General features: G+C 44.8%; 16 protein-coding genes and 1 pseudogene. 3 read left to right on the top strand and 14 right to left on the bottom strand.

Features of this window, described 5'->3' with window-relative positions:
- Positions 1–13 precede the first annotated feature (13 nt).
- The 6 genes from ACFQS8_RS14110 to ACFQS8_RS14085 all read right to left on the bottom strand — a co-directional run bounded on the left by ACFQS8_RS14110 (position 14) and on the right by ACFQS8_RS14085 (position 10,876).
- On the bottom strand, positions 14–1,045 hold the full coding sequence (locus ACFQS8_RS14110) for a cupin-like domain-containing protein (protein ID WP_382168460.1): 1,032 nt from the start codon (positions 1,043–1,045) through the stop codon (positions 14–16).
- Between the two features lie 15 nt (positions 1,046–1,060).
- On the bottom strand, positions 1,061–1,792 hold the full coding sequence (locus ACFQS8_RS14105) for a SapC family protein (RefSeq protein ID WP_382168458.1): 732 nt from the start codon (positions 1,790–1,792) through the stop codon (positions 1,061–1,063).
- Positions 1,793–1,930: 138 nt separating this feature from the next.
- Entirely contained in the window at positions 1,931–5,065 is a 3,135-nt protein-coding gene (locus tag ACFQS8_RS14100; RefSeq protein WP_382168456.1) for a TonB-dependent receptor, read from the bottom strand.
- Between the two features lie 585 nt (positions 5,066–5,650).
- A complete protein-coding gene (locus tag ACFQS8_RS14095) occupies positions 5,651–6,361 on the bottom strand; it encodes a SapC family protein (RefSeq protein WP_382168454.1) in 711 nt (236 codons plus the stop codon).
- A gap of 56 nt (positions 6,362–6,417) precedes the next feature.
- A complete protein-coding gene (locus ACFQS8_RS14090; protein WP_382168453.1) occupies positions 6,418–7,971 on the bottom strand; it encodes a tryptophan halogenase family protein in 1,554 nt (517 codons plus the stop codon).
- A 124-nt stretch (positions 7,972–8,095) separates the two neighbouring features.
- Positions 8,096–10,876 carry a TonB-dependent receptor gene (locus ACFQS8_RS14085; RefSeq protein ID WP_382168451.1) on the bottom strand — a complete coding sequence of 927 codons (2,781 nt, stop codon included), beginning with the start codon at positions 10,874–10,876 and terminating at the stop codon, positions 8,096–8,098.
- Positions 10,877–11,542: 666 nt separating this feature from the next.
- Here ACFQS8_RS14085 and ACFQS8_RS14080 point away from each other — a divergent pair.
- Positions 11,543–11,881 (top strand): hypothetical protein, encoded by a 339-nt coding sequence (locus tag ACFQS8_RS14080; protein WP_382168449.1) that lies wholly within the window; start codon positions 11,543–11,545, stop codon positions 11,879–11,881.
- A 115-nt stretch (positions 11,882–11,996) separates the two neighbouring features.
- Here ACFQS8_RS14080 and ACFQS8_RS14075 read toward each other — a convergent pair whose 3' ends face one another.
- From ACFQS8_RS14075 to glpK, 6 genes and pseudogenes are all read right to left on the bottom strand, one after another.
- The gene (locus ACFQS8_RS14075) at positions 11,997–14,018 is read right to left on the bottom strand and encodes a TonB-dependent receptor (RefSeq protein ID WP_382168447.1); all 2,022 of its coding nucleotides are present in this window, start codon (positions 14,016–14,018) and stop codon (positions 11,997–11,999) included.
- Between the two features lie 21 nt (positions 14,019–14,039).
- Entirely contained in the window at positions 14,040–15,494 is a 1,455-nt protein-coding gene (locus tag ACFQS8_RS14070) for a PQQ-dependent sugar dehydrogenase (protein WP_382168445.1), read from the bottom strand.
- A 48-nt stretch (positions 15,495–15,542) separates the two neighbouring features.
- Complete coding sequence (locus ACFQS8_RS14065; protein ID WP_382168443.1) at positions 15,543–16,820, bottom strand: TRAP transporter large permease; 1,278 nt, start codon at positions 16,818–16,820, stop codon at positions 15,543–15,545.
- 12 nt (positions 16,821–16,832) lie between these two features.
- On the bottom strand, positions 16,833–17,390 hold the full coding sequence (locus ACFQS8_RS14060; protein WP_382168441.1) for a TRAP transporter small permease: 558 nt from the start codon (positions 17,388–17,390) through the stop codon (positions 16,833–16,835).
- Positions 17,383–18,429: a TRAP transporter substrate-binding protein DctP gene (dctP, locus tag ACFQS8_RS14055; protein ID WP_382168439.1), complete on the bottom strand. Its 1,047-nt coding sequence runs from the start codon at positions 18,427–18,429 to the stop codon at positions 17,383–17,385. The genes ACFQS8_RS14060 and dctP overlap by 8 nt, the downstream gene beginning before the upstream one ends.
- A gap of 236 nt (positions 18,430–18,665) precedes the next feature.
- Positions 18,666–20,154, bottom strand: a pseudogene (glpK, locus tag ACFQS8_RS14050) (glycerol kinase GlpK).
- Positions 20,155–20,274: 120 nt separating this feature from the next.
- Between glpK and ACFQS8_RS14045 the strand changes: the two are divergent.
- A complete protein-coding gene (locus tag ACFQS8_RS14045) occupies positions 20,275–21,039 on the top strand; it encodes a DeoR/GlpR family DNA-binding transcription regulator (RefSeq protein ID WP_382168437.1) in 765 nt (254 codons plus the stop codon).
- A 41-nt stretch (positions 21,040–21,080) separates the two neighbouring features.
- Here the strand turns inward: ACFQS8_RS14045 and ACFQS8_RS14040 are convergent, their stop codons facing one another.
- The gene (locus ACFQS8_RS14040; protein WP_382168436.1) at positions 21,081–23,417 is read right to left on the bottom strand and encodes an agarase; all 2,337 of its coding nucleotides are present in this window, start codon (positions 23,415–23,417) and stop codon (positions 21,081–21,083) included.
- Positions 23,418–23,656: 239 nt separating this feature from the next.
- A complete protein-coding gene (locus tag ACFQS8_RS14035; RefSeq protein ID WP_382168434.1) occupies positions 23,657–25,162 on the bottom strand; it encodes a tryptophan halogenase family protein in 1,506 nt (501 codons plus the stop codon).
- A 241-nt stretch (positions 25,163–25,403) separates the two neighbouring features.
- On the opposite strand from ACFQS8_RS14035, the gene ACFQS8_RS14030 reads away from it, so the two are divergent.
- Entirely contained in the window at positions 25,404–26,195 is a 792-nt protein-coding gene (locus tag ACFQS8_RS14030) for a hypothetical protein (protein ID WP_382168432.1), read from the top strand.
- Positions 26,196–26,320: the final 125 nt, after the last annotated feature.

Genomic DNA, 26,320 nt, shown 5'->3' with positions numbered 1-26,320 from the left:
CCCCTTGTGCTCATTATCTGTTGAGCTTGTGTATTATCTTCGCTCTAAGTCTGCGCGCTGACTGCTCTTCAAGTGGAGCAAGCATGTTTTGAATATGCTCTGGTAGATGTGCAATGGGTGCCTCTGGCCCATTGAAAACATAGTAATCGAGCACATGACGCCATGCCTGACGCTCGTGTTCTGGTCTGTCTCGCAAACTCAATATACCCTGCAACATTACATTGACTGGGTCATCAAGATAAGCTGGCACATTATTCCACCAATAATTCAGGAGCACATTGAAAGGCTCCAATGCCTCTACTTGATGCCACCACATTGCTGGATAAACCAGCACATCCCCGACATCCAAATCCGCAATTTGTCCTTCTTTGATCGCGAGAGGAAAATGAGGGAAACGTTCCAAATCAGGCTCTTTAAAATTGACCATGCTCACCACCTGACCACCGGGCGTTGGCTCCAAGGGTCCAGGATAGAGATTGGCAATTTGGGATGGCGGAAAAAGTGTGAACCGACGTTTGCCAACCATGCAAGCTGCTATGTTGTTTGACATATCATAGTGACAAGCCGTCGTCGTCTGATTGCCCATCCAAAGACTTATCATAGGCTGACGTGCTCCAGATATATTTTGAGGAAATTGGAGCTTCGATCCATCTATCAAGTTAGGAAAAAAATCTCCTACATCTGCTGAACCGACATAATGGGCTGGCCCATGAGGTTCCGCCAATATTTGCTCAAAAATTTCTTCAAGTCGAACTCTATCAGTTCTATAATTGAACCCATCTAAGGTGTCGTTGTAAAAGAAACGCCCTTTTATTTCAGCTTCAGCTTTAAAATGAATAACGGGCCGCTGATTATAATACGACAAGATAAGGTCCATCGCGGACTTGGCAGATGTATCTGCCGCCTTACAAAGTGGAGACTCGCGCAGAACTCCCTTAAGAATGACAGGCTCACCGGCTTCAATTAAAGCGTTGAAGTCGACATCCTCAAATGAAGCATTCTCGATACATTTGGTTTTTCGATCAATCTTGTAATCAGACGCCAATTTATAGCCTCCACCCTATGCAGACTGATGCCTTTTAATTGTTTTCAGCTCAATTAAACGAGACACATTGCCTGCCGAAGCCATGATTGCATAGCAATGCTCTAGCAGGCCAAGCGAATTCAATTTCGCAAGATCTTCCCCGCTTAACGAAGCCATTTTCTCTCGGCTTATCGTGTAAACGTCAGGCACTGTATATTGCTCGGAGTCAGACAATTTGATTTCGAGAGTTATCGGTTCGATCAATTTCATCTCATTAAGAGATGTAAAAAAAGCTTTCGCAGCCCCCGCCCCTACGTGAATACGTTTAAGTACGTGGGTCACACTTTCCAGATATGGGGAGTGACCACCATGCGGTAGGAACACACTCTCCCCGCCATTGGCACAAATACGAGGATGCTCCATATCTACATTAATAAGTGGCTCAACCTGCATTTGACCGTCCACTTCATTTTCACGCAGGCTAATGGAGAAAGGCCCTCTTTCTTGGATTGCTGGAATATAACGCGCATTCCAGCCCTCCTCACTCAAGAAAAGGTTTTCATCTCGATCCAACCCTAAAAGGACAACAGCATAAAAATCACCATCATCAGATTTACGGATTAATATCGGATATTCCCGCTGCAATTCCATGAACTCAGTAGGAAATACCAATGCCTGATTCACACCATCCCCAAAGGCTTCAGAGTGTTGAATATTCACCCGCAAATCTTGGTGAGCAACATTATCTAGCAATACAGGCTTAGCCATGGAAACCTCTCAATCAGAGCGCCATTCTTTTAAAGAAATACATGATCATCAACGCATTTATGCGGTGGATCAGCAAGGGAATAAATACAAAAAGGAGCTACACAGAATGTAGCTCCTTTCTTATCGTTCTAAAAAAATCTAGAACTTGTAGTTTATACCGAAGTAGTAACGCGCGCCGTTTTCACGGAGGAAGCGCACTGCAGATTGTGAACGTTGGAACGTACGAGAACGCTCTTCATTCAAGTTCACACCTTCAAACGATACTGAAAGATTATCATTGATTTCATATCCTAAGCTCAAATCAATTTGACCATAGGCTTCAACAAAAATCGGGTTTCTGTTTCCATCGTTTGCGCTTTGCAGGAACTCATCACGCCAGTTGTATGCCAAGCGCCCTGAGAAACCGTATTTCTCATAAATCAACGTCGCATTCGCTGTGTCACTTAGACCAACGAGCGCAAATTGAGTCACGTCTGGATCTCCAAGAATGTCAAAGCCGACATCCCCTTCCACCATTGTATAACTTCCAGCTAAACCAAATCCAGTGTCACCAAAGAAGTGTTGTCCTTGGATTTCGATACCATTGATTTTCGCTTCACGGTTGTTCACCGGTTGGCTCAATTCAAATGTCATCAATGGATCTGTGGCGTTTGCAGCCAACTCAAAGTTAGTTTCTAGGCGCAGATATTCATCTTCATCAATGTTTCCATCAGCATTTTGGTTTGCGATGAAAGTTGCTTGAGCAGCGGCAACATCACCACCTGCTTGGTCAACATACACTGAAGCAGCAAAGAAGTTATCTTCGTTCAGTTCAACGCCAAGGTCTTCAAGAATACCTAAGGCAGCACCTGAACGTGTACCCTCAGCACCCGAACTTACATCGCGAAGTCCAAACAGGTTTCCTTCGACAGTTTCTGTACCCACAAAGTTACGAACACGCTTCTCAAATGCACCAATAGATACATAGTTAGAAGCCCCGTAATACCATTCCCATGACACGTCGAAGTTATCAGCCTCTAGTGGCAATAGGCCTGGGTTACCTTTACTTCCGTTTGGAAGGTTACCATCTGCCAATGCTGTTGGACCAGACGGTGTTCCAGCTGAGTCACTTGCGAACAGATTGTTGTAGGTCGCACGTGCGATAGTACGGCTGTAAGATGCGCGCACTTTCATATCGTCAGTAACATCAACCGCAAAATCTACATTCGGCATAAAGTTGTCATAGCTTGCAGTAGATGAGTAACCAGTTGCAGTTGAAGATGCAGCCAATGCAAAGTCGTTATTACCCTGCCAAAGCACACCAGCTGTTGGTGAAGATTGTGTAGCTGCGCTTACATCTGTTGATTCATAACGCAAACCAACATTTAAAGCCGCATCACGATCAGCGATTTGGAATGCTGTATCAAATTGCGCGTAAATCGAGAGGACATCCTCTTGGATTTCATCAATCGCACTGCTTGTTGTGTTCAATGGACGCGGAGGCGCACCATTGTAACCTGCAGCGTAGGCAGCACTCAACGCAGCAAATAGCTCAGCAGCATCACCGCGAACACCTTCAACATAAGGGTTTACAGCGCCGCCTTCGCTTGTTGCACCACCAATTGAGTGGTCTTCAAATTTACAAGACATACAGAAAACTTCTAGAGCACCCGGCGCTAGCGCATCTGCATCACCTGGGTTTTCAGCACCCCAGTTTCCCAAAATTTGCTGATATTGCGTTTTATCAGACAGGTTTGTTTGAGTGCGGTAGTTACCACCAAATACGAGGTTTGAATTATCATCCAACTCCCATTTGGCATGCAGATCAATTTGATCAACTTCATTCTTCTGAACAATTGTCTGAATTCCATTGGCAACCTGACTTGCAGCCAAGCCTGTATCTACCACTGTTGAACCAGAAACTGTTTCGATGATCATCACAGGGATATCACCGCTATAGTCCACCCCGTGAGACACGGAAGGACCATATTTATGGTCAAGACCGACGTTTATTTCAGTAAAGCCCATAGGTGCATTTGGAGAAACTTCAGCTTTTGAAGAATGTGCGTCCAAAACAATTGTAAGCTTATCTGTTACGTCAAACTCACCATTTACACCAAATGAGTGCAATTCATCCTTCGTCATGCGAAGGGTTTGTTGCATTGCTGCACCTTTATTGGTGGTTGGCTCTTTTAAGAATACCGCAGTTGGAACGGAACTGTCATCGAACACGACTTCGGAAAATGGTCTGTTAAACCAGTTTGAAATCTCAGCTTTGTCTTCGCGACCTTCATTCACAGCAAATGTGTAATCTGTTGTGAAACGCATTCTTTCAGACGGTGCAAATTGCAAAACCAACTGCCCGTTCAAGCGTTCGCGTGAAAATTCAGAGAATTGGTAACGGCTATCACGTGGAAGCGTGATAAGTGTTGTTGGATCAGTCGGTGCGTTTTCAATCACCGTGTCATCATTTGTGAGACCTGCAAATTCAGAATAAGGGATGACTTCCCAAGCTGCTGAGTTTGCCCCTGCTGCCGCGCTGTGTCTCTTAGAATAACTACCAAACAAGCCAACACCAAATGTTCCGGCTTCATTTGACCAGTTCATTGTACCAGCAAGTTCCGGCGTGATTGAATCACCGCGGTCTACTGTTGTATCGTGAACACCTTTGGCTGTGATTGAGCCTTGAAATCCAGCCTCTTCGAGTGGACGGCGCGTTACAATGTTTACAGTCGCACCAATCCCACCGGAAGCAATGTTTGCGCGGCCTGTTTTATATACTTCCAAGGCGCGCACACCTTCAGAAGCGAGGTTTGAAAAGTCAAATGCACGCCCTGTTGCACCAGATGCATCTCCACTAAGTCCAGCCCCCACAAGAGGTACATCCGCAGTTGGAAGACTACGTCCATTTAGTGTAACTTGGTTGAAGCTTGGCCCAAAACCACGAACTGTAATCTGACCACCCTCACCATTCACACGGTCAATCGACACACCTGGAATGCGTTGAAGTGATTCAGCCAAGTTTGAATTGGGGAATTTACCTATATCTTCCGCATTAATGGCATCCATAACACCTTTAGCTTCACGCTTCATGTCCATGGCGTCTGTCAGCGACTTACGAATACCTGTAACAACAATAGTATCCAAAGTCTTTGTTTCTTCTGACGTGACCGTTGCCACCTCATCTGCTTCCTGTGCAAATGCAGGCATGGTCATCACTGTTGATAACGCAACCAGTGACGCGCCGAATTTTAGATGCAGAGAACCAGCCCCGCTCTTATCGGATTTTTTCATAATTTTCCTCCCAGAACCTTATTAATCAGTTCATTTAGACATCGTTGTCTAAATTGAGACTTATCATGCAAGCTACAAAATATGCAACTCCTCCCACCACAGATTTCCGAATTTCTTGTTTTTTTGCCACATCTATAAAGTCATGTGGTGGCGTGAGTCCAACAGACTGAAGGCACAAAAATCCCCCAATTTAAAAGCATAATGCGAAAAATTTTATGCTTAAATTACACCTAAAATACTCATCCATGCCTCAAAAATATGATGTGGGCCTTCAACGCCCATTAGACAACCTTCAAGATATGATGGAGAAAAGTGCGCTTAAGATTTGCTTTGTACAAACAAAGACATCGCATTTGATAAGTTAAACCGATGATGCCCCCCCTAGATGCGAGGTTGGTTTTGGATTCGAAAAAATAGACCAATTTGCGTAGGTATTGATCTATTCAAAAAACAACGCGAAAGGTCAAACAAAACGCGCCCGCTCAACAGCCCTATTCTCACCAGCAGAGCGCGCTTAGTTCTTACGCGAATGTACCGAGGCCGACTGGGAGCTATTGGGCGCGTTTCAACTCCCAAACGTAAAAACTAAAGAGCGTTTTTATACTCTATGAGTTTGCGGATATGCCCCATAGACGACAACAAATGATAGCTTGCCTGCAAATATCCCTTCGCGTGCAGTTCTTGCAGCGGCCCCGCATCCAACTTTGCAAGCTTTTCTTCATTCACCGTGTACATGCCATCATAAGATTTTTCTTCACCATTGTTGAATGTTACATTCAACTTAATCGGCTCAACCAACTCATGATCTATAAGAGATTTTATGAAAACCTCAGTTGCCTTTGACCCCGCAACCATATTGGATAGTAATTGCTCAACATCTTTTAGGAATTGGGTTGGCTCTCCCTCTTCCGTAAAGAGCGCTTCACCCGCCTCTTCTTGAACACGTGGACTATCCATATCTATTGTTACAACCGCGTTTTCAGTCTCTCCCTCTTGTTGCGAGAAACCGACCATAAAGGGCTGGCGCCTAACATTTAATGGCACATAGGAAGAGGTCCATTTATCTCCTTGAAGAAACAAATTTTCTCCCGCATCAAACCCTAGAAATGCGTACAATCCAAATTGTCCCGTTTCACCATCCTTCAAAAGGCAAATAGGGAAATCCAACACGAGACTTCTCAGCTCTGTCGCGAGTACGGGCACAATATGCACACCCTCCCCATACTGGCTCCCCCGATCAGTTATCACACGTGTTTTCAGGTGCGTGTCTTTACTGAGCATGACTGAGTTTGGCATTTTGATCTCCCCTTTTCGCGGCCTATTTAGATTTTCCTATGTCCCGCGATATTAGATTACACTTTTTGAAGTCCGTACTTATTGATTTTCCGAATAAGGTCTCGGTTTTTCGGCAATTTTTGTTTCAAATCCTCGGACATATTCAAGTTTCTTGAAAATTGAGAATAAGCAAATTCTCGACGTGGATCAGAAACACCCATTCCTAAATCATCTGTTTTAAACCCCATCCCATACAATACATATTGATAACTTGCGGCTGGAAAAACTTCCAAAGCGCGGTCAAAATCATCATGCCATGGGGATTGATTTTCCCACAACACAAGCAATTCTTGCAGGCTATCTGGAATTGAACGAGGATCACGATTATCAATCCAAAAAGCGCTGTCAGTACGTGAGCTCGCGACATAATGTAACTTTAAGAAATCAATAATGCGATCCCAGCGATAGAGAAAAGTCTCGTTGAAACGCTTTGAAATGACACTCATCGCCGATCTATTGACGGGAAATTGTTCCGCGATGAAATTGGCGGATATTTCCACCAGCAACAAAGCCGATGCTTCCAATGGTTCAAGAAATCCAGCTGCCAACCCAATCGCCACACAGTTCTTTTCCCAAAACTTCTCGCGATGCCCCGGATTGATAGGTATTTTTCGAAATTCTAATTCCGCAACGTCTTTCACAGATGCAGATAGATAATCTCTCAATTTTTCTTCTGCTATTTCCTGTGTCGTGTGTGCACTAGAATAGACATGACCAACCCCTCTGCGGGTAGGCAACCCAATATCCCAAATCCATCCAGCATCTTGTGCCGTCGAAATTGTATGTGAGGCAATCGGGCTATCTTCATCCTGATACGGCACTTGTATAGCTAAGGCCGTATCAAGAAATAGCACATCTTTGCAGGACTTGAATGGAACATTAAAATGCTCTCCCAAGAGCAAAGACTTAAACCCAGTACAGTCGATGAAAAGCTCACCCGATATATCCCCACTCTCTTTGGTCTGCACCGAAGAAATATCACCATTCTCAGCAGAATTTACTCCAGTCACATCATCGAGAACATGACGCACACCAAGTTCTTGCGTGCAGTGGTTTTTTAAAAACTCGGAGAATGCACCCGCATCAAGATGATAGGCGTAATTCGCAATCCCAGCATATTCAGGTGTCGTGATTAGCTTTGGAGCCAATCCATTTTCACACAAAACCTCTTGAGGACACACTGCTTTGGAAAATGACATACCGCCATTATTCTCCAGCCAATGTGGGACTAAATTCTCTTCCATATAGCCCTGAGGCAGCATGAGTGGATGATAGTAATAATCATCCTCTTCACCTGTGGCCCATTTCGCAAACTTTGCCCCCTGCTTGAACGAGACATTACATTCACGGATAAAATCTGTTTCTCGAATACCCATTTTCATGAGTGTTTTGCGCATAGTTGGCCACGTTCCCTCACCAACACCAACTATCGGCACATTAGGAGATTCCACCAAAGTGACAGACACATCTCGCTTAAATTCTGCGCGGAACCTTGCAGCCAAAGTGCCCGCAGTTATCCAACCAGCGCTCCCGCCACCCACAATCACCACAGAAGTCGTCAATCTATTCATTTTCGTCTCCGTCATGAAGGCTAAAAAGAAATCATACACCTACCAACGCAAAAGAGGCCACCACAGATGTGACGGCCTCTTCAATCGCTAACTTTACAAAAGCAAAACTAGATCTAGACCAAGATTAGAACTTGGCGCGCACACCAAAGTTAATGCGTGGACCATATTGTTCCGCAGAGAGCAATTGCTCTTTGTAACGACCATGTGTTCGCGTTGTTTCATTTGTAAGGTTTAGACCTTCAACAAACACAGTGAAGTGCGGGTTGATTTCGTAGCTCGCATTCGCGTCGATTTGACCATAAGCCTCGGTGAAAGTTGGCTCATTGCCACCAGCCAACAAGAACTCGTCACGCCAGTTATACGCAATACGTGCTTGAATGCCGTTCTTTTCATAGAATGCAACCAAGTTCGCAGAGTCACTTAGACCTGTCAAAGCACGGTTTCCGTCAATTTGACGAATATCATATGCCACATCTGCATTAACGATCGTGTAGTTAGCGATCGCACCAAACCCTGTCTCACCAAACATGTGCTGCACGTTTAGCTCCCAACCATCGACCTCAGCAGAGCCTTGGTTTGTTGTTGTGGTCGTTTCAAACATGATTACAGGTTGATCAGGACGGTTCAAACACGCCTCTGTTGGGATCACGGAACTTGGACATCCCGCACCTGGATCAACACTTGGGTCTGTAAGCGGGTTTCCAGCTGCATCATTAATAGTACGCAGCTCTGTTGATTGACCAATAAAGTTATCAACATACTTTTGGAAATACCCAACAGATACATAGCTCGCATCATTGTAATAGTATTCAAGTGAGAAGTCGAAGTTGTCGGATTCATATGGAAGCAATCCAGGGTTACCCTGACTGGCTTTGAATATGTCACCTGGACGTCTTTGTGTAATAGTTGTCGATGGGAACATGTTCCCTAAACCACTACGTGTCATAGTTTTTCCGTATGAGAAACGTCCTACTAGCGCATCAGTAATGTCAACTTTCATGTCGAAGTTAGGCAACATACGCTTGTATCCACCGCTTAGACCCGCAGGGACATCATCACCTGTTACCAGCTGAATCTCTTCTTCATGCCAATATTGCAAGTTTGTGATAGCTGGCTGCACTGAATAGGCTTCAACATCAGTGTCTTCAAAACGCACACCAGCGTTTGCGTAAATTGGCATGCCGTTGAATTCAGTTTCAAAATCGGCATTCACATACATAGCTAATGTTTGCTCTTCAACACCATTCAAGCTTGGCGCACTTTGGAAGAACAAGTCTTGCCCCTTCGTTAGCTCGATGAAGCCTAAAGCGCTATAGTTTGGAATGAATGGGAATGTCTGTGACGCATCTCCAAATTCATCCAATGCATCTCCAGCATTGTCAAATGTCAGCCCAAGACCTGTAAGGTCAAGCGATGTCACAAATGCAAATGTACCAAATGTCTTCGTGTCGACTGCGTATTTAGTCTTCTGCACACCAAACTTCACTTGAGTTAGCGCACCATCGCCCGCATTCTCCCAAGTACCGCCCAATTTGATCTGCTGAACGTTGTTATCAATCTGATATCCACGCGTTTGGAACAAGTCAGCGATAATATTGTCTGCATTATATGCACCGCCAGTCAAAGCTGAATCGTCTACATCTACAGTTGGAATATCCCCTGAGAAATCCGCGCTATAATTCACAAGCTTACCAGGGTTAGCCAAGTTAGCTAATTGCTCAGAATTCACGCCATTCGGATTAGATTTTGATGTTGAATCATGAACGTCAAGTTCAAAAGATAGCGTGTCTGTGGCCTGCCATTCGAGGTTCAAACCAATTGAATCGCTCTCTGTTTTTTCTTCAAATTGCCAAGCCCAGAAGTTCAACTCATCATTGGTTTGGATCGGATTTACCAATGTACCATTTACATCAGCAGCACCTGTTGGGTTATCAAACCAAAGACTTTGACGGTTCATCGATGTCGACTGCTCAAAGCGTGTCGCTGTGTAATCCACTGTCGCAGTAATATCGTTTGTCGGCGCAAATTGCAGCACAAGCTGTCCATTTTGACGTGTGCGCTCAGTATCCCATGAATCCAAATCAACTGTCCATGGTGCCCACCACGAACCTGTTCCGTTATCAACCGCGCTTGTATCAATATTCTGGCCACGATTACGTACCCAACCTTGTGTACCTGCACGATCACGGTGACTATCGCGCTCAGATTGAGATAGAGCCAAAAGCACACCAAACTTGTCGTCCATAAATGTGTGACTAATAAGACCTGAAATCTCAGGCGTCACGCTGTCACCATTTTCAACACTCAGGTCAGCGATGCCTTTAAGGCTTCCAAATGCTTGAAACCCTTTATTGTCGAATGGGCGCGCTGTTTTCACATTGATTGTAGAACCAATACCGCCGGAATCGACATCGGAACGACCCGTTTTATATACTTCAATGCCTGAAACAAGCTCTGATGATAGTTCACGGAAGTTGAAACTCCGTGGAATACCGTCAGTTAAAAGAGATGAAGAACGCGGCATTTGACGCCCGTTCAATGTCACCATGTTGAAGCTTGGTCCGAAACCACGAACAGTAACTTGGTTACCTTCATTATTCGAGCGATCAATAGATACACCCGTAATACGCTGCAAGGACTCTGCAAGGTTGGTGTCTGGAAATTTACCAATGTCTTCGGCTGAAATCGCGTCAACAACACCCTGTCCTGAGCGTTTAATATCCATCGCGTCCTTCAAAGAACTACGAATACCTGTAACAACGATTGTGTCTAAAACAGCTCTATCTTCATCAGCAGCTTGTTGCGCAGTCGTTTCCACTGCGGCTTCCTGCGCAATGGCTGGTGAAATCGCTATAGCACTCAATAGAGCGACCACAGCTGATGAATTTCTTAGGCCTGATCTCATTATATATATTCCTCCCAATTTCAGAAAAACAGCTGTCCACTTATTGAATTTTGGCAATTGGCATAAAAATGGGGCACCAACAGCTGGTTACCAAACATCGGAGCACACACTCCCTCGTCAACGCGCAAGCTCAGACTTTAGTAACGGGGGGGCAAACTACGCCCAATCTTTACATTGTCAACAATACACAATCAGCAATATGGTGTTTTACGTAGGAAGCGTTGCTTTAAAGCAGCACTTATAATTCCAAACAAAAATATAAACGAGCAGAACGCCTGTATGCGTTGCCACCTCCTCCATACAATTCATAGGAATAAAATCGAACTCAGCTCCTCCCGGCAAACCAGAGCAGCGACCGATGGAGATGAGATCTTTAGGGCAAATAACTTAGTGGGGTTGAAAAGTTTCTTTCATTCTCTCTTCGCTAAAAAATTGCAAAACTAACGAAAGAGGTTGAAAATTAAATCAAGGTCACGTGCTCATTCAACTTCCCCCCCACTTCCTCTAATGGTACGCGCTTGCAATCTAAATAAAGCTGCAAAGCCCTTGGAGGGAAATTCTACTTTTTTCAACGTCTACAAATAACGCAGTAACGCATTCATATCCGGCTGCATCATCACCCGCACGATACGACTGATTGCATGCATTTTTTCACGCTTAGAGGATATGTCACTCACAACATTTAAAGCTTCATCCAGCTTTCCATGCCGCGCCATCCCCCATGCAAAATCACGTTGTGCAGCACTCCTCAATGAGGAAGTCGCTCTAAAGGGCACATCAGGAATTTCATCCAGCAATGCATTTGCAATTTCAAACTCACCCGCAAAACCAGCCGACGGTGAAGAAAAAGAGATTGCATACACGTGGACAATACCTCAAGCACCGCGCATCGGCATCAATCTCAAATGGATGCTCGCCAATTGCTTTCAGGTCTCAAATGAAGACGTCACGCCCTATTTCAAGCATGAACCTCTTCTCAATCTAAATGATGGTGTCGCTAAATAATAGCGATAATCCTCTTCCTATCGCCTACGTCCCATCATTTAGCATCTAGCCCGTGAATTCATTTTCACGGGCTCTTTTGTATGCATTATTTCCAACACTTCAGAAGCTATTTAGTTTAGTTCTTAAACCGCAAACTTACTCCAAATGTGCGTGTTTCTCCCGGCATATAGCGGTCTTCACCAAACGCGTAATCAGCCCGTTCCGCGTATAATTCATCAGTGAGGTTACGAATAGAAACGCCTAAATCTACATTCGAATTAAGCGCAAAATTAGTTCGTAAATTCAAGACATTATGCCCCTCATAACTATGAGCATTTGCCGCATCGGTGTAGTATTCATCCAGTGAAACCCACTCTAGCGCGAGCCCTATACTATCATTCACCTGCCACTGCCCACGCACATTCGCACTTAAACGAGGCGCTGTATCAATATCATCTCCAAATTGAATTGATTCAAACTCATTTCCTGTATCGCGATCAAAACGATAAGTGTGACGCGCATAAGATACCGCCGCTGATAAAGACAATGATGAACTAAGTCTAAATTGGGTATCTAGTTCAATTCCCTGATGGCGTGTTTTTCCATTGCTAACATTAAACCCATCCGCATCACGGAAGAAAAAATTAGACTTATCCATATGGTAAGCCACAGCCTCAACCCGTAAATGCTCATGAATATCAGCCCGCATCCCCAACTCGAAAGCATCAATCTCTTCAGGTTCAGCTGGATTGTCAGCTTGTCTTATTTGCAAGCGATACAAATCTGCTGTTTGCGGCGGCCTCGCCCCATGTGAGTAATTAACATATCCCGTCACATCTTCACTAAAAGCATGCGTAAGTGATAATTTGGGACTTACCGTGACGAAATCATCATCCCGATCATCAAGTCTCAAAAAACGACCTACTATCCCTGAATCTGTCTGATTGTCGTATTTGTAAGCTGTATTATCGACACGAACAGCTGCTTTAAGTTTTGTTTTATCAGTAAACTGATATTCACCCTCAACGAAGGCGGAAGCAGAGAAAGCTTCTACCTCATAATCATAATGCGTGCCTTGTGTGTAAGAGAAAACACGTGGAATAGATTGAACCTCACTAAGCTCCCCCTCTGTAAGCTCCAAATCCAAACCAGAGAGTATAGATACAGCCCCATCTTCATACGAGAATGTTGATTGCAGCCCAATACTTTGATGCGCGTTTTTCTCAACAGCTTGGCTCGGTAAAAAATGTTGCAAGAACTCCATTTCGTTCCAGCGATAATAAGGTGTAATCTGCGCACGAACCTTATCGGAAACATCAAACCCAATCGTACTTTGTAAATTGATTGCTTTTGCATCGCGATAAGCATCTTCAAACTCATTCTCTCGGCGCAAATCACGGTCATTCAAAGCATCGCGTCCGAAAATGAAACCCGCAGTTTCTTGGTTCAGATTGTATCCAGATAAAATGGTATCAATTTCAACACCCGCCCCATCATATTGATGGCGCAGCGTAAATTTTTGCTGATCGAGCCCCGCATTCTGTCGATAGCCGGCCTCCGTAATGCCAGAAGCCGCAATCACAAAACCATGTGCACCAGAACTATGTGTCGTCACAGCTTGCATTTTATATCTATTTTGTGAGTCTCCGGAGACCATCACACTATCTTCAGCGGATGCATCCGGTGTGATGACATTGATCACGCCATGAATGGCATTTGCACCATAAACCGCACCAGAGGGTCCGCGCACAACTTCGATACGTTCAGCAATATCATAATGCGTATCAAACAGCCCATTTACATTCGCAAAACCAGCCGAACGCAAAGCAACACCGTTTTGTAGATACAGAAATGACCCAGCCCCCGCGCCGCCCGTTAATATTGGCGACCGGATAGCCGTTAGATGCTCCGCACCAGATCCACGATGTAAATCTACACCGGGCACAAGTGCCAATGCTTCAGATATATGATCAGCGTTTTGAAGGTTTAATGCACTTCGATCTAGAACAGAGATACTCTGCGCAATTTGATCGAGAGGCTCCCCCATGCGAGATGCCGAAACGACGATTACTTCTTGCTGTTCAGCTTGCGCCCAAGCAGGCATAGTCAACGCGGCACTAATGCATGACGCGAAGAGTGATTTTAACGTTAAACGCATAAAAACTTTCTATTTTTTATCTTAGTCGACAGGCAAAAGGCGATACACGACACTCGGCCCTCGGCGCTCTTCATTCACCACAGCATAGATATGGCCATCAGCACCTTGGATCACGTCACGTATACGGCCCAATCCTTTAAATAAGATTTCATCCTCTACAACGCGGCTACCATCAACACGTAGCCTGTGCAATTCCTCGGACTGCAAGCCAGCTGCTAATAAATCTCCGTTCCAATCTGCAAAATCTTCACTTTCCACAGACGTCAGTCCAGCTGTCGCAATGGATGGCACCCAGTAATGTAATGGCTGCTCCATCCCGTCTTTCGCCGTAAGCGCAGTTACAGCCGTCCCATCATAATTCATGCCGTAAGTTATAACCGGCCAACCATAATTTTTACCGCGCTCAGGTCGGTTCAATTCATCTCCACCACGTGGCCCATGCTCAGTTGTATATAATGCCCCATCAGGCCCACCAACTGTCATCCCTTGTGGGTTGCGGTGCCCATAACTCCATATTGATGGATATGCCCCTTCAACATCTACAAATGGATTATCCTCTGGTACGCGGCCATCATCGTGAAGCCTGTGTATTTTTCCGTGAGGCCAATCGAGTAATTGAGCCTTGTCTTGGTCACCACGCTCACCGACGGAAAAATACAAATACCCGTCAAAAAACTCGATACGTGACCCAAAGTGATGATTAGGTGCTGTCGCATGCTCAGGTTTAAACTGGAAAAGTATCTCCTGATCTTCCCAACACCCATCTATTACGCGGCCACGAACAATCTGCGTCATGCCGATATCTGAACCCGCGCTATTTTTGCCCGCCTTCACAGCCATAGACAAATATACCCAGCCATTCTCTGCATAATTTGGATGCAACTTCACGTCCAGCAAACCGCCCTGCCCCTTGGCCCAGACTTTAGGTATTTTCTTGACGCTTTTCGCTTTTCCATCCTTGGAAATTTGCAGCAATTTTCCCTTCAACTCAGTCGCAAAAAAGGAACCATCAGGCAAGAATTCCATGCTCCAGATTTCACCTTTGGTTTTAATCACAGGCTCAAGCTTAAAATTTGCATATTGCGAGCTATAAACATGATCAGGTGACACTTGCGTTTTGGTTTCAGAACTCTTTTCCGCCAGTGACTTTTCTTCTGCCATATAAATTACAAGAGAGCGGATCTCATCATCCGACAATATCTCTGCGAACCCTGGCATTTCCTTTTCCGGATACCCTTGGGCAATACTGTGCGTTATCTGCTTGTTTGAGTTTCCGTGTATCCACACCTCGTCCAATAAAGATGGGCCGATCGCACCTTTCAGATTCTCCCCATGACATGCAGCACAATTTTCTTGATAAATCTGCTTAACAGCACCGATTCCATTATTGACTTGCGCAGACGCCATTGGCGCAAGACACACACCAGCAAGAAGGCTTGTAAGCGGCAGAAAAAACTTAGCTTTAGGCATGTTCATAATCCTTACGTCCCCAAATAGGTTTCTAGTTTTATTTCTCAAACACAGTTAACGGTAAAGGGCTTGTGGTAACCACATTGCAACACTCGGCACCAACGCAACTAACATCAATACAATAACCAGTGGAACAAGAAATGGCATAGTCGCGCGCACACAATCTTCAAACCGCACTTTTGCAACATCCGATAGGACGAACAAAACCATCCCCACAGGCGGTGTAAGCAAACCAATCATCAAGTTCAAAATGATGATTATTCCCAAATGCACAGGATCAATGCCAACCGTTTCTGCTACAGGCAGCAATACAGGCACAAGAATGGTAATCGCCGCGATTGTTTCCATAAACAACCCTATCAACAAAACCATTAGCATTATCAAAAGCAGAACCACGGTTTTGTTATCTGAGATACTCAAAAGAGTATCGCCTAAAATTGTGGCCGCTTGGTTGGCAGAAAGTATCCACGCAAAAATTGCAGCCGCAGCTACAATCATCAAAATTGAAGCTGTCGTTTCAACTGTATCGACACAGACGCGAACCAAATGCTTCCAATTTAACGAGCGATAAACAAACAACCCCAGCGCAAGCGCATAGAAGACGGCAGCCACAGCTGCTTCAGTCGGGGTGAAGGCACCCGTCGAGATACCACCAATGATGATGCAGGGGGTAAGCAGAGGCAGAGCAGCGGCCTTGAAGCTGGTCCACACATTACAATAATCAAGCTTGGTATCACGCGGATATCCGCGCTTTTTTGATATCCAAGCAACCATAACCATCAAAGATATGGCCATCATCACCCCTGGAACGAGCCCAGCAGCAAACAATTCCCCAACGGACACCGACGCCATAACACCATATATAACAAGGGGTAAGGACGGTGGAATAATTGGCCCGATAGTTGATGAAGCCGCAGTTACGCCAACTGAAAAGTCAGTATCATACCCCGCATCCTTCATGGCCTTGATTTCCACATTGCCAAGCCCACCTGCATCAGCAACAGCAGCCCCAGACATGCCCGCAAATATCACACTCGCACCCACATTCACATGCCCTAACCCACCCGGCAGCCAACCGACTAATGCTCTAGCAAAATTGAATATTTTCGTCGTAATTCCCCCAGTATTCATCAAATGACCGGCCAAGATAAAGAAAGGAATTGCGAGCAAGGGAAAGCTATCAATACCATTAATCATGGTGTGAACCACAACGACTTCTGGCATTCCCACCACTAAAATATAAGCTAAAGATGCTGTCCCCAAAGATACTGCAACTGGCACACCCATAAGCAGCAAAAGGACTAAAGGTATAAATAAAACAAGGAGTTCCATGATTTACCTCCCCTATATATGCACATCAAGTTTATCGCGCGCCACATCTTCGGCGCTCGCACGATAAAGCGATATAATACGGATGAGAGAAAAACTTCCCATCAAGAATGCCCCAGCACTCACTACATAATAAATGATGGATTTGGGCAGATCGACCGATACCATGTTTTGGCCGGACGTCTTATCAGACAGCTCCAATGTAAAAATTGAGAAGCTGTAGAAAAACAAAGCTGTAATACACTCAGAACTTAGAGCTAACGCTTTGATTTTATTTCGGGGAATATATCTATAGAAGAATTCCAGAAAAATATGTTTGCCCTTTCGGACACAAGACACACCACCTAAAAAGCTCAATATTATCAGACAGTAACTTGCAATCTCTTCCGTCCACCCAAGGCTATCATTAAGCACATATCTTGTGAAAAACTGGACCGCGACCAAGACAACTAACACCACTAAAACGATTAGGGGCAGCGCATCCATCCAATTAACGTCGGAGATATCGTCGCCAACATCCAGCCCATCCAAATGAATATCCTGTTCGAATGCTTTGTGCTCGGTATCACTCATTTGCCTCACCCCCTATTTCAAAATCTGGAACCGCCTGCAAACGTGCAAAGATATCTGACGGGAAAGGCATTCCCGGTTTGCTAAGTTCTGGTAAAACCGCATCACGAAATGGCTTAGTATCAACTTCATGGATACTAATACCTTGATCTTTAAACCAATTTACCATTTCTAATTCTGTTAGTTCCACCTGTTCAGTTACCCAGTCAGCACTGGATAAGAGGTTTTTACGGACAATATCTCGATCAACCTCTCCAAGCTCTTCTAACCTCTTGCCAGATGCAATCGTGAGCGTTGAATTGATGATATGGCTGGTAAGACTAATATGGTCACGTACTTCAAAAAAGCGTTTAGCTTGAAACACTTGCAGCGGACTCTCCAAACCATCTACAACCCCCTGCTGAAGCGCGAGATAGGCTTCAGAGAAAGCTATTGGTGCAGGATTTGCCCCGACGACTTTGGGAAACATCACATAAGCTGGCGCGTTAGGAACGCGAATTTTCATATTCTTCATATCTTGGGGTGTCAAAATGGGCCTATCAGCCAACATTTGACGCGTCCCAAAATAACTAATAGCAGCGACCTCATTTCCATGTGTTGCGGACTTGTAGCCTTCTGAAAGCTCTTGAAATAAATCACTATTTTTATAAGAACGCCAGTGATCTAAATTCCGCAAAGTATAGGGGAAATCGGTCATTGATATGGGACCATAAGAAGATCCAGCAAACCCGGTGCCCGTATAGATAATATCAACAATACCCAGAGTCAGCGCTTCATTCAAAGCCGTTTCTTTCCCCAGAGATGAAGCTGGAAACACTTGGATTTGAACACGCCCACCACTTTGGGCAGCGACATCCTCAGCGACTTTCAAAGCACCTTCATGCAATGGATGCGCGACTTCATAGACGTGCGCAAAGCGTAATATCTCGACATCATTTTGCTTTTTTGAGAATATGAGACTGCCCAGCCATATAATTACAGCAATAAAAACAGCTACATATACCCAGAACAGGCATTCTTGCCGTTTTTGAGTTCCAGTCATAATGTCCGGATTGCCTCCCCAAATTATTTTTATTGAGCAACCTTTATTTGTAAATTGTATACAATATATACGCGAATGCAATCTTTAAACGCTGTGATCTCGATTTATCTGGCTATTCTTCCGCTTAATAAAAAAGGGAGGTGCAAACACCTCCCTCAATCAATAACTCAGCCATCTGCTAAGCTCCTGCTTAGCACCTGCTTTGGCCCCGCTACCCGATTGCCTCCAAAGAGCAGTTAATCTGTTAGCGTTCTTCTTACAGCTTGCTGCCAGCCTGCAACCAACCCGTCGCGTTGCGCCGTATCCATACGCGCTTCAAACCGCGTATCCAACTTCCAGAGCGCCGTAATTTCATCAAGATCACGATAAATACCGCTTTGCAGTCCAGCCATATAAGCAGCTCCTAAAGCTGTCGTTTCCATGACCATTGGACGCTCAACAGGAGTTTGCAAAATGTCAGCAAGAAACTGAACCATCCAATCATTTTTCACCATACCTCCATCTACTTTCAACGTATGGGAGGCAACACCGTCTGCATCCATAGCCTTCATTAAATCTAATGTTTGGTAGGCCACACACTCCAAAGCCGCGCGCGCCAAAGCTGCCTTGCCTGTTCCCCGCGTCAAACCAAATACAGCACCTCGCGCATCGGCGCGCCAATGCGGCGCACCAAGCCCCGCAAATGCAGGCACGAGATACACACCTTGATTGTCCTTGATGGATTGAGCCAGCGCCTCCGTCTCACTTGCATGTCCAATAATCTGCAATTCATCACGCAACCATTGCACAGCAGCGCCAGCGATAAAAAATTGATCCCTCAATCGCGTAGGAGGTTTTACCATCTAACCCATAGGCAATCGTGGTGAGAAGATTATTATCAGAAAACAGTAAGTCTTGTCCGGTATTGGCTAAAACGAAACACCCCGTTCCATATGTGCTTTTAATCGCCCCAGCCTCAAAACCCGCTTGCCCAAACGCAGCTGATTGCTGATCCCCAATCACCCCACAAATAGGGATAGGCCGTCCAAAAATATCACTTTCGCTTTGCCCATAATCATCGGCGCATTGCTTCACTTCTGGCAATAAACTGGCAGGCACACGGAATATGGAAAGCAATTCATCATCCCAAGTTAAACTACGGATATTGAAAAGACTTGTGCGGCTCGCATTGGTGACATCCGTTGCGTGCACCTTTCCGCCAGTAAGACGCCAAATCAAAAAACAATCAATTGTACCACACGCCAACTCGCCTGCCTGCGCACGCGCACGTGCACCCTCAACATTGTCCAATATCCAAGCAATTTTTGACGCAGAAAAATATGGGTCTAACAATAATCCTGTCTTCTCTCTGACAGTTGTTTCCAACCCATCTTTTTTCATTTTTCCGCAGACATCAGCTGTCCGCCGATCTTGCCAGACAATCGCATTGTAAATGGGCGCGCCCGTTTTACGATCCCAAACAACAACTGTTTCACGCTGATTGGTGACTCCAATTGCCTCAACCTTTGCATCCAATGCCTCCGCCTTTTTCACGGCAGCGCGCGATACTGTTAGCGTCGTACTCCAAATCTCTTCTGGATCATGCTCCACCCAACCTTCATTTGGATAAAATTGTTCGAATTCGCGCTGCGCATCAGCCACAATGCGTGAATGATGATCGAAAACTATAGCTCTTGAACTTGTAGTTCCTTGATCTATCGACAAGATATGAGAAAAATTATCCATAATTTCAATGCTCTAGTTTTTGATTGTTATTGTGTCTTAAAATTTTCGCTAACAATATATTGAATTCGAATTCAAACATAGGTCAAGTAGATAAATCTCATTGCTTTCGGAGTTGAAACATTGGACAAGCTTTCAGATCGCCAAAATTCAATTCTTCAACTCGTTGAAGCTCAAGGCTTTGTTGCAACTGAACGCCTCGTGGAAGCCCTAGGCGTCACGCCTCAGACAATTCGCAGAGACATAAACCAGCTTTGCGATCTAAACCTGCTTCAACGTTTCCATGGCGGCGCTGGGCGCTCTGCAACAAGTGAAAACCAACCCTATTCAGCGCGCCGTGAAGCTGCCTCTGTTGGAAAAGAACGCATCGCCCGTATGGTCGCCAAAGCTATTCCTGATGGGGCATCCCTGTTTTTAAATATCGGCACAACGACAGAAGCTGTTGCAGAAGCGCTTCTTACTAAAAAGAGCCTCACAATTGTAACTAATAATTTGAATGTCGCATCTACGCTGGCCCGCAATGAGAGTTTTGAAATTTCAATTGCTGGCGGCCTACTTCGCACTAAAGATTCCGGAATCGTGGGTCATTCAGCTACCGAATTCATGAACCGTTTTAGATTGGACTATGGCATTATTGGCGTGAGCGGCATTGAAACGGACGGCTCATTACTCGATTTTGATGAAAGAGAAACACAAACCGCACGCGCAATTATTAAAAACTCAAGCCAAACCTTTCTCGTTGCGGATCACACAAAATTTGGGCGTCGCGCTATGATACGGTTTGCTGATTTAAGCGAAATAGACACCGTGTTTACAGACGAACAACCAAGCTCTGAGTTTATATCTCTTTGCAAACATGCAAACGTTGAGCTTCAGGTCGGTAAATAAAAAGGGCTTTTTGTATTTTCACAAAAAGCCCTTCTCTTCATCTATTTTCCATACCGCTCGGAGTAGATTTTAGCGTTAAATTCTTTGGCTGCATCTACAAGCTCAGGATAAGGAATATCGGCAACATTCACAAAACCGATATTGGCATTTTCACCATCATAAGCGCGGCCCGTAACCGGTTCATCCATATATTGGAACCAGTGCGCCCCAACAAAATAGGGATTATCCAACACACTTTGCATGTATTGCTTATACATTCTGGCACGATCTTTTTGATCATGAGCATGCACAATACCTGGATTATACAAACCTGAATCAGACGTCGTTCCAATATGGAATTCACCAATCACTGTTGGCAGGTCAATCTCTTCTAAAAATGCCCAATTCTTTTCTTGAACACCCTCTTCATAGATATTGAAACTCAAAGCATCCGAATACTTGACCGAGGCCTTGATAATCTCTGGAGGCATACCCCAATTGGCCATTCGAGCACCCATATATAGGTGGTTTGGTAGATATTCTTCCAAAGTTCCGTGTACGACTTTAAAATACTGCTCACCCAACATTTCAAGCATTCCTGATAGGTCAGCAACATGCGCATCTGTATAGGTTTCAAAGCGCTGGCTCGCTTCAAAGGCCGTCCAATCAGCGATGTTTGTATTCCACGCAGCATTTAGCGCATCAATTGTGTCGTACTTGTCTTTTAGGTGGGCTGTAAATGCCGCTTTCGCAGGGCTGTCGGCTGCATCTTTGGAAAGCGCATCTGTGATCACACCATAACGCGCCACAACACTTCCCTCTAACTCACCCCAAGCTTTTTCATTATCAACAAATATACCCGCACACCATGGGGAACCCTGCACTTCTTCTGCAATCACAGAAATGGTTGCCTTTGCTCTCTCAGCAAACACAGGATCAAAAAAGTCTGGCATTGGACTCCAGCGCTCAACACCTGGCTGAAGGGTTTTAAAGTCCCCAATAATCCATCCGTTTGCGAAATATGGCACCTGCTCGTTTGGATAGAATGCTGGATCGACCCAATTTCCAAAAGAGGTAAAACCCCAGTCCTTCATGCGATCCAGAGTGACCTCTTCCCACTTCTTAATGTAGGATTCAGGCTCTTGCTCACCATAGCGGCGCTCTAAATTTGCGCGGTAGAAACTATAGGTCTCTCCATGCGCAACCGGCCCCATATGCGTGGATCTGCGGTAAGAATAATGCTCAGCCAAAGGATCATCATAAGCTGGCAGCCATTCGAACATTTTATTACGCTCAGGCGATGTCACGTAACGCGATTGACGTACCTCATCAGAAACTTTGATAATTCCCATCGAGTCTTCTGGTGTCACCTCATCAGAATTAATGACGCGCACACTATCATCTTTAAAATCTATACCCGTTGTGGTCGTCATATTCGCCATACGTACATTGGCGGGACCGTGCGAGAAGAATAGATAGCCTTCAGGATCAACCATCCACCATTTGCCATCTACTTTTTCAACGCGAAAATACCCGGTTGCTTCAAGTTTGGGACCGTCTTTATAGCCACCAAATTTAGAGCGGTCTGGCATGCCTTCACTTGCAGCCAATTGGGCCAATTCTGCATCAGCAATTTTGCGCAATTCTTCATCAGACTTAACTGTTAAAGGCCCATTGTCACGTGTGTTTTGACCGTATTTATCAACCAGATTTTCAAGCCAAGCAAATGTGCGCTCTGGGTTCTGACGTATGCGCAAATTATCAATTTTAAGATTACGCTCTTCCAATATACCCACAGTCGCAAAGTCCAGTTTTGCGATTTTATCTGTGGTGATCTGGTCTTTCTTCTTAGAGCGCCACACCATCATTGAGTCTTGCGTTTCCCAAGGTGTCGGTACGCCCCAAAGACCATCTTCCGAGCGCGCTTCAGGACCAGTAATTGGAAAGAACACCGTACCGTCAAAACCTGCTGGCAAGCTGATTGAACGGCTCTCACCAGCTCCCGCAACATCTTCAAGGTTCACATAAAGCTGCGTCGATGTAGTGGCGAGGTTTTGTACATCAAACGCAATATTGTGGTCGCTGAAATTTTGCAAATCCCAAGGTGAATCTGGCTTGATGGACACTGTATCAGTGTTAATCTCTGGGGAAAAAGAAAGCGCAATTTTCTGATTGCCATCAGCTTCTGTTACAAACGAGAACGCATTCTCACGCTTGGAGGAAATCCAGCCCTTTTGCGCATCCGCGTCAAAATCGACCAACACGGTTTCACTCTCAGCACTCACAGCCGCTTCGGACTGCACATTCGCGCCCTCATCATCGGGCTGGCATGCACCGAGCAGGATAAGACCAAGCGCCGAGCACCCACACATGAGCAAGTTACGTGTAATGACTTTCATATTCTCCCCTCGGCAATCAACGAAAGCGAACGCTTCACTATTGCCTGTATATTTAGCGAAGCTTCAATCTCGCTTTTGTTTTGAAAAAGTTTTTCAAGGCCTAAAAGTAAGGTCTCCAACTTAGTACAGACCATCCACCGTGAATTATATGATCTCGAGTCTTTTTGTCAATTGTATACAAAAATAGGCGCGCAGCATTTTCTTCCAAAACTTCCTAATCATAGAGGCACGCTATATTGTCAGTTTGACTTGCAATATTGATTTATGAATTGCTGATGCGTCGGCATTTGTCGCGTTATTTCAGAAACAGCGTGACGCAACTGAGCCATGGTTTGGGCAAGCTGTCTTTCGTCCATAGCATCCGCTAAAGGACTGTAAATCTTTGGCGAAAAACCCTGCCCATCCATGACTGCCAGCCAGCTATCTAACCAAAACAGATCTTGCTCATATTTTACGTAATGCCCAGATTCGCAAAGCAACCGCATTCTATGCTCCAACGTTTCTGGCAGTTCTATCGCTTGGACATCTCTCCAGAAAGGCGTGTCGTCACGTATCGTTGCGACATAGTGCAGAAGAATGAAATCTCTAATCCTTTCATAACTCAACCCCATCACCCTATTGTATTCTTTAGAGTTTTCAGCGTTGAAATTCATATCAGGCATCAATGCAAGCAAACGCACTAAGCCTTCTTGTATGAGGTGAATAGAAGTTGATTCTAGCGGCTCTAAAAAGCCAGATGACAGCCCAAGAGCTACACAATTCTTGTTCCAAAATTTATTCCGGCGACCCGTTTTAAAAAACAATTGCTTTGGCTCTGCCAAAGGCTCACCAATGATATTGTCGAGCAATATCTTTTCTGCCTGTGCCTTATCCATATACTTGCTTGAATATACATGGCCATTTCCAACGCGGTGCTGAAGCGGAATTCGCCAAGTCCATCCGGCGTCTCTCGCTGTGGCGACAGTATAAGGAGGAGGATCACCAACTTTACTTGTCGGAACAGCTAGCGCCCGATCCATAGGCAAATAGTGGCTCCAATCCTCATAACCCGTTTCCAAAGCCCCCTCGATCAACAACCCTCTAAACCCGGTACAATCTAAGAAAAGATCACCTTCAATTTTTTGCCCGGAATCCAAAGTAACACCAGTCAGAAAACCATCCTCAGCTCGCTGGTGAACCTCAATTACCTTGCCTTCAATTCTATTTGCACCATGACTTTCCGCAAACTCACGCAGGAATTTAGCATACATACTTGCATCCAGATGATAGGCATGGCGAATACGAGACGCCAAGGATGAGGGGTCAGCAACAGGCCTAATAAACTTTCCCGCCCGAGCGGCGGCGATGTTCATGGAATAGGCCTCCAAGGGAAACGTTTCTCCCAATGCCTTCATACGTCCCCAATAGTGGTAGAATTGAAGACCGTTCATCTCAATGCCATAATCCCCAAATGGGTGAATGTAGCTTTCTCCTTTTTTGTACCAGTCGACAAAATCAATCCCAAGCTTAAACGTAGCATGAGTTTTTTTCATGAAGGTTGCTTCATCAATTCCCAGTAGGTGATTGAAGTTTTCAAGATGCGGAATTGTCGCCTCACCGACCCCGACAGTCCCAATTTCTTCGGATTCAATAAGAGTGATTTTCGTACTCTTTGACGGCATATATTTGGACATTAAGGCACCAGCCATCCAACCAGCAGTCCCACCTCCAACGATAACAATATTCTTCAATTGATTATGATGCATGAAACCTACTTCCGCTTTGTTGGACATCACCAAACTACAGTCAGTTCAAAAACAAGACTTATTAGAATGCCTTACCCTTATGGAGCAAAACCAACCTGAAATTAGATATCTTTGCGACAGGCTTTACCATCCATACCCCTACATCAATCATCCACAAATATTGAAATAATTCAATGGCTTTATGTCGTATTATCCATATAATCAAAGAAGATATGGACGCAAAAACTGATAAGAGGAAATCATGCCACAAGCATTTTTAGGAACAGATACGCTCGATCAAGAAAATCAAAAATTTGATCAAAAACCTCTTACAAAACCTGTATTCATAAACAGTATTCCAAAGAGCGGATCACACTTGCTTCGCAATATTCTGCGAATGTTTGTACCCGTTGAACAACAATACAAAGATCAATTCATTCAATGGCCAAATATAGCCCAACACATGGCAGCGTTTGATACGCAAAAAAACTACCTTGTGTCAGCTCACCTCCTCTACACTGACAAATCCGCGATGCTTGCAAATCGCACACGTAAGTTCACGCTTATACGTGATCCGCACACATGGGTTATGGCGCAAGCACGCTTCTTTGTATCGGATGCATTCAAGAGCAATTTCGACAATATCAAGGATGGTAGCCTAACGGTGAATGACTTACTTAACTTGATGATCGTGGGTATTTACCAGAAATCCCCGCCAATGAGAGATCAGTACAATTTGTTCGCAGTTTCATGGATGGGAACCGGCACTTATCTCGTAAAATATGAGGAGCTCGTGCTGCACGCCAATAATCTAGAAACAGACGCTGCTGAAAAGTATTTTTCAAATCTACTTGGCGCCGCAGGCATCATCAAACCCTCAGATTGGCGTGAGCGCGTAAAAATCGGGGCAGACAAAAAACAAAGCGGAACCTCAAGGGAAAACATCAATTCGCAAAAATCAAAGTTTAACTTTCCAGATGAGCTTCCCGACACTCAAAAACAACTTATCGAGTACCACGCTCCCGGGCTACGCAAACTTTTAGGTTACACTTAATCTATCTAGAATTTTTCTTCGCCTCCTCCTTAAAATACAAACTGCAACTTCCATCGATGAATAAAAGTTTCTCTGGCGATATTTAGCCCCACCTAAACTACTCAACCGTCCACAAAACAAAACAG

The sequence above is a fragment of the Hirschia litorea genome (assembly GCF_042665075.1).
GTDB lineage: Bacteria > Pseudomonadota > Alphaproteobacteria > Caulobacterales > Hyphomonadaceae > Hirschia > Hirschia litorea.
Note: the sequence above shows the minus strand (reverse complement) of the source record. Positions and strands in the feature narration are given on the sequence as shown.

Excerpts from the sequence above, each read along its gene's own strand:
- ACFQS8_RS14105 (WP_382168458.1), bottom strand. The coding sequence starts at position 1,792 with ATGGCTAAGCCTGTATTGCTAGATAATGTTGCTCACCAAGATTTGCGG.
- ACFQS8_RS14100 (WP_382168456.1), bottom strand. The coding sequence starts at position 5,065 with ATGAAAAAATCCGATAAGAGCGGGGCTGGTTCTCTGCATCTAAAATTC.
- ACFQS8_RS14095 (WP_382168454.1), bottom strand. The coding sequence starts at position 6,361 with ATGCCAAACTCAGTCATGCTCAGTAAAGACACGCACCTGAAAACACGT.
- ACFQS8_RS14090 (WP_382168453.1), bottom strand. The coding sequence starts at position 7,971 with ATGAATAGATTGACGACTTCTGTGGTGATTGTGGGTGGCGGGAGCGCT.
- ACFQS8_RS14085 (WP_382168451.1), bottom strand. The coding sequence starts at position 10,876 with ATGAGATCAGGCCTAAGAAATTCATCAGCTGTGGTCGCTCTATTGAGT.
- ACFQS8_RS14080 (WP_382168449.1), top strand. The coding sequence starts at position 11,543 with ATGTCACTCACAACATTTAAAGCTTCATCCAGCTTTCCATGCCGCGCC.
- ACFQS8_RS14075 (WP_382168447.1), bottom strand. The coding sequence starts at position 14,018 with ATGCGTTTAACGTTAAAATCACTCTTCGCGTCATGCATTAGTGCCGCG.
- ACFQS8_RS14070 (WP_382168445.1), bottom strand. The coding sequence starts at position 15,494 with ATGAACATGCCTAAAGCTAAGTTTTTTCTGCCGCTTACAAGCCTTCTT.
- ACFQS8_RS14065 (WP_382168443.1), bottom strand. The coding sequence starts at position 16,820 with ATGGAACTCCTTGTTTTATTTATACCTTTAGTCCTTTTGCTGCTTATG.
- ACFQS8_RS14060 (WP_382168441.1), bottom strand. The coding sequence starts at position 17,390 with ATGAGTGATACCGAGCACAAAGCATTCGAACAGGATATTCATTTGGAT.
- dctP (WP_382168439.1), bottom strand. The coding sequence starts at position 18,429 with ATGACTGGAACTCAAAAACGGCAAGAATGCCTGTTCTGGGTATATGTA.
- ACFQS8_RS14040 (WP_382168436.1), bottom strand. The coding sequence starts at position 23,417 with ATGAAAGTCATTACACGTAACTTGCTCATGTGTGGGTGCTCGGCGCTT.
- ACFQS8_RS14035 (WP_382168434.1), bottom strand. The coding sequence starts at position 25,162 with ATGCATCATAATCAATTGAAGAATATTGTTATCGTTGGAGGTGGGACT.
- ACFQS8_RS14030 (WP_382168432.1), top strand. The coding sequence starts at position 25,404 with ATGCCACAAGCATTTTTAGGAACAGATACGCTCGATCAAGAAAATCAA.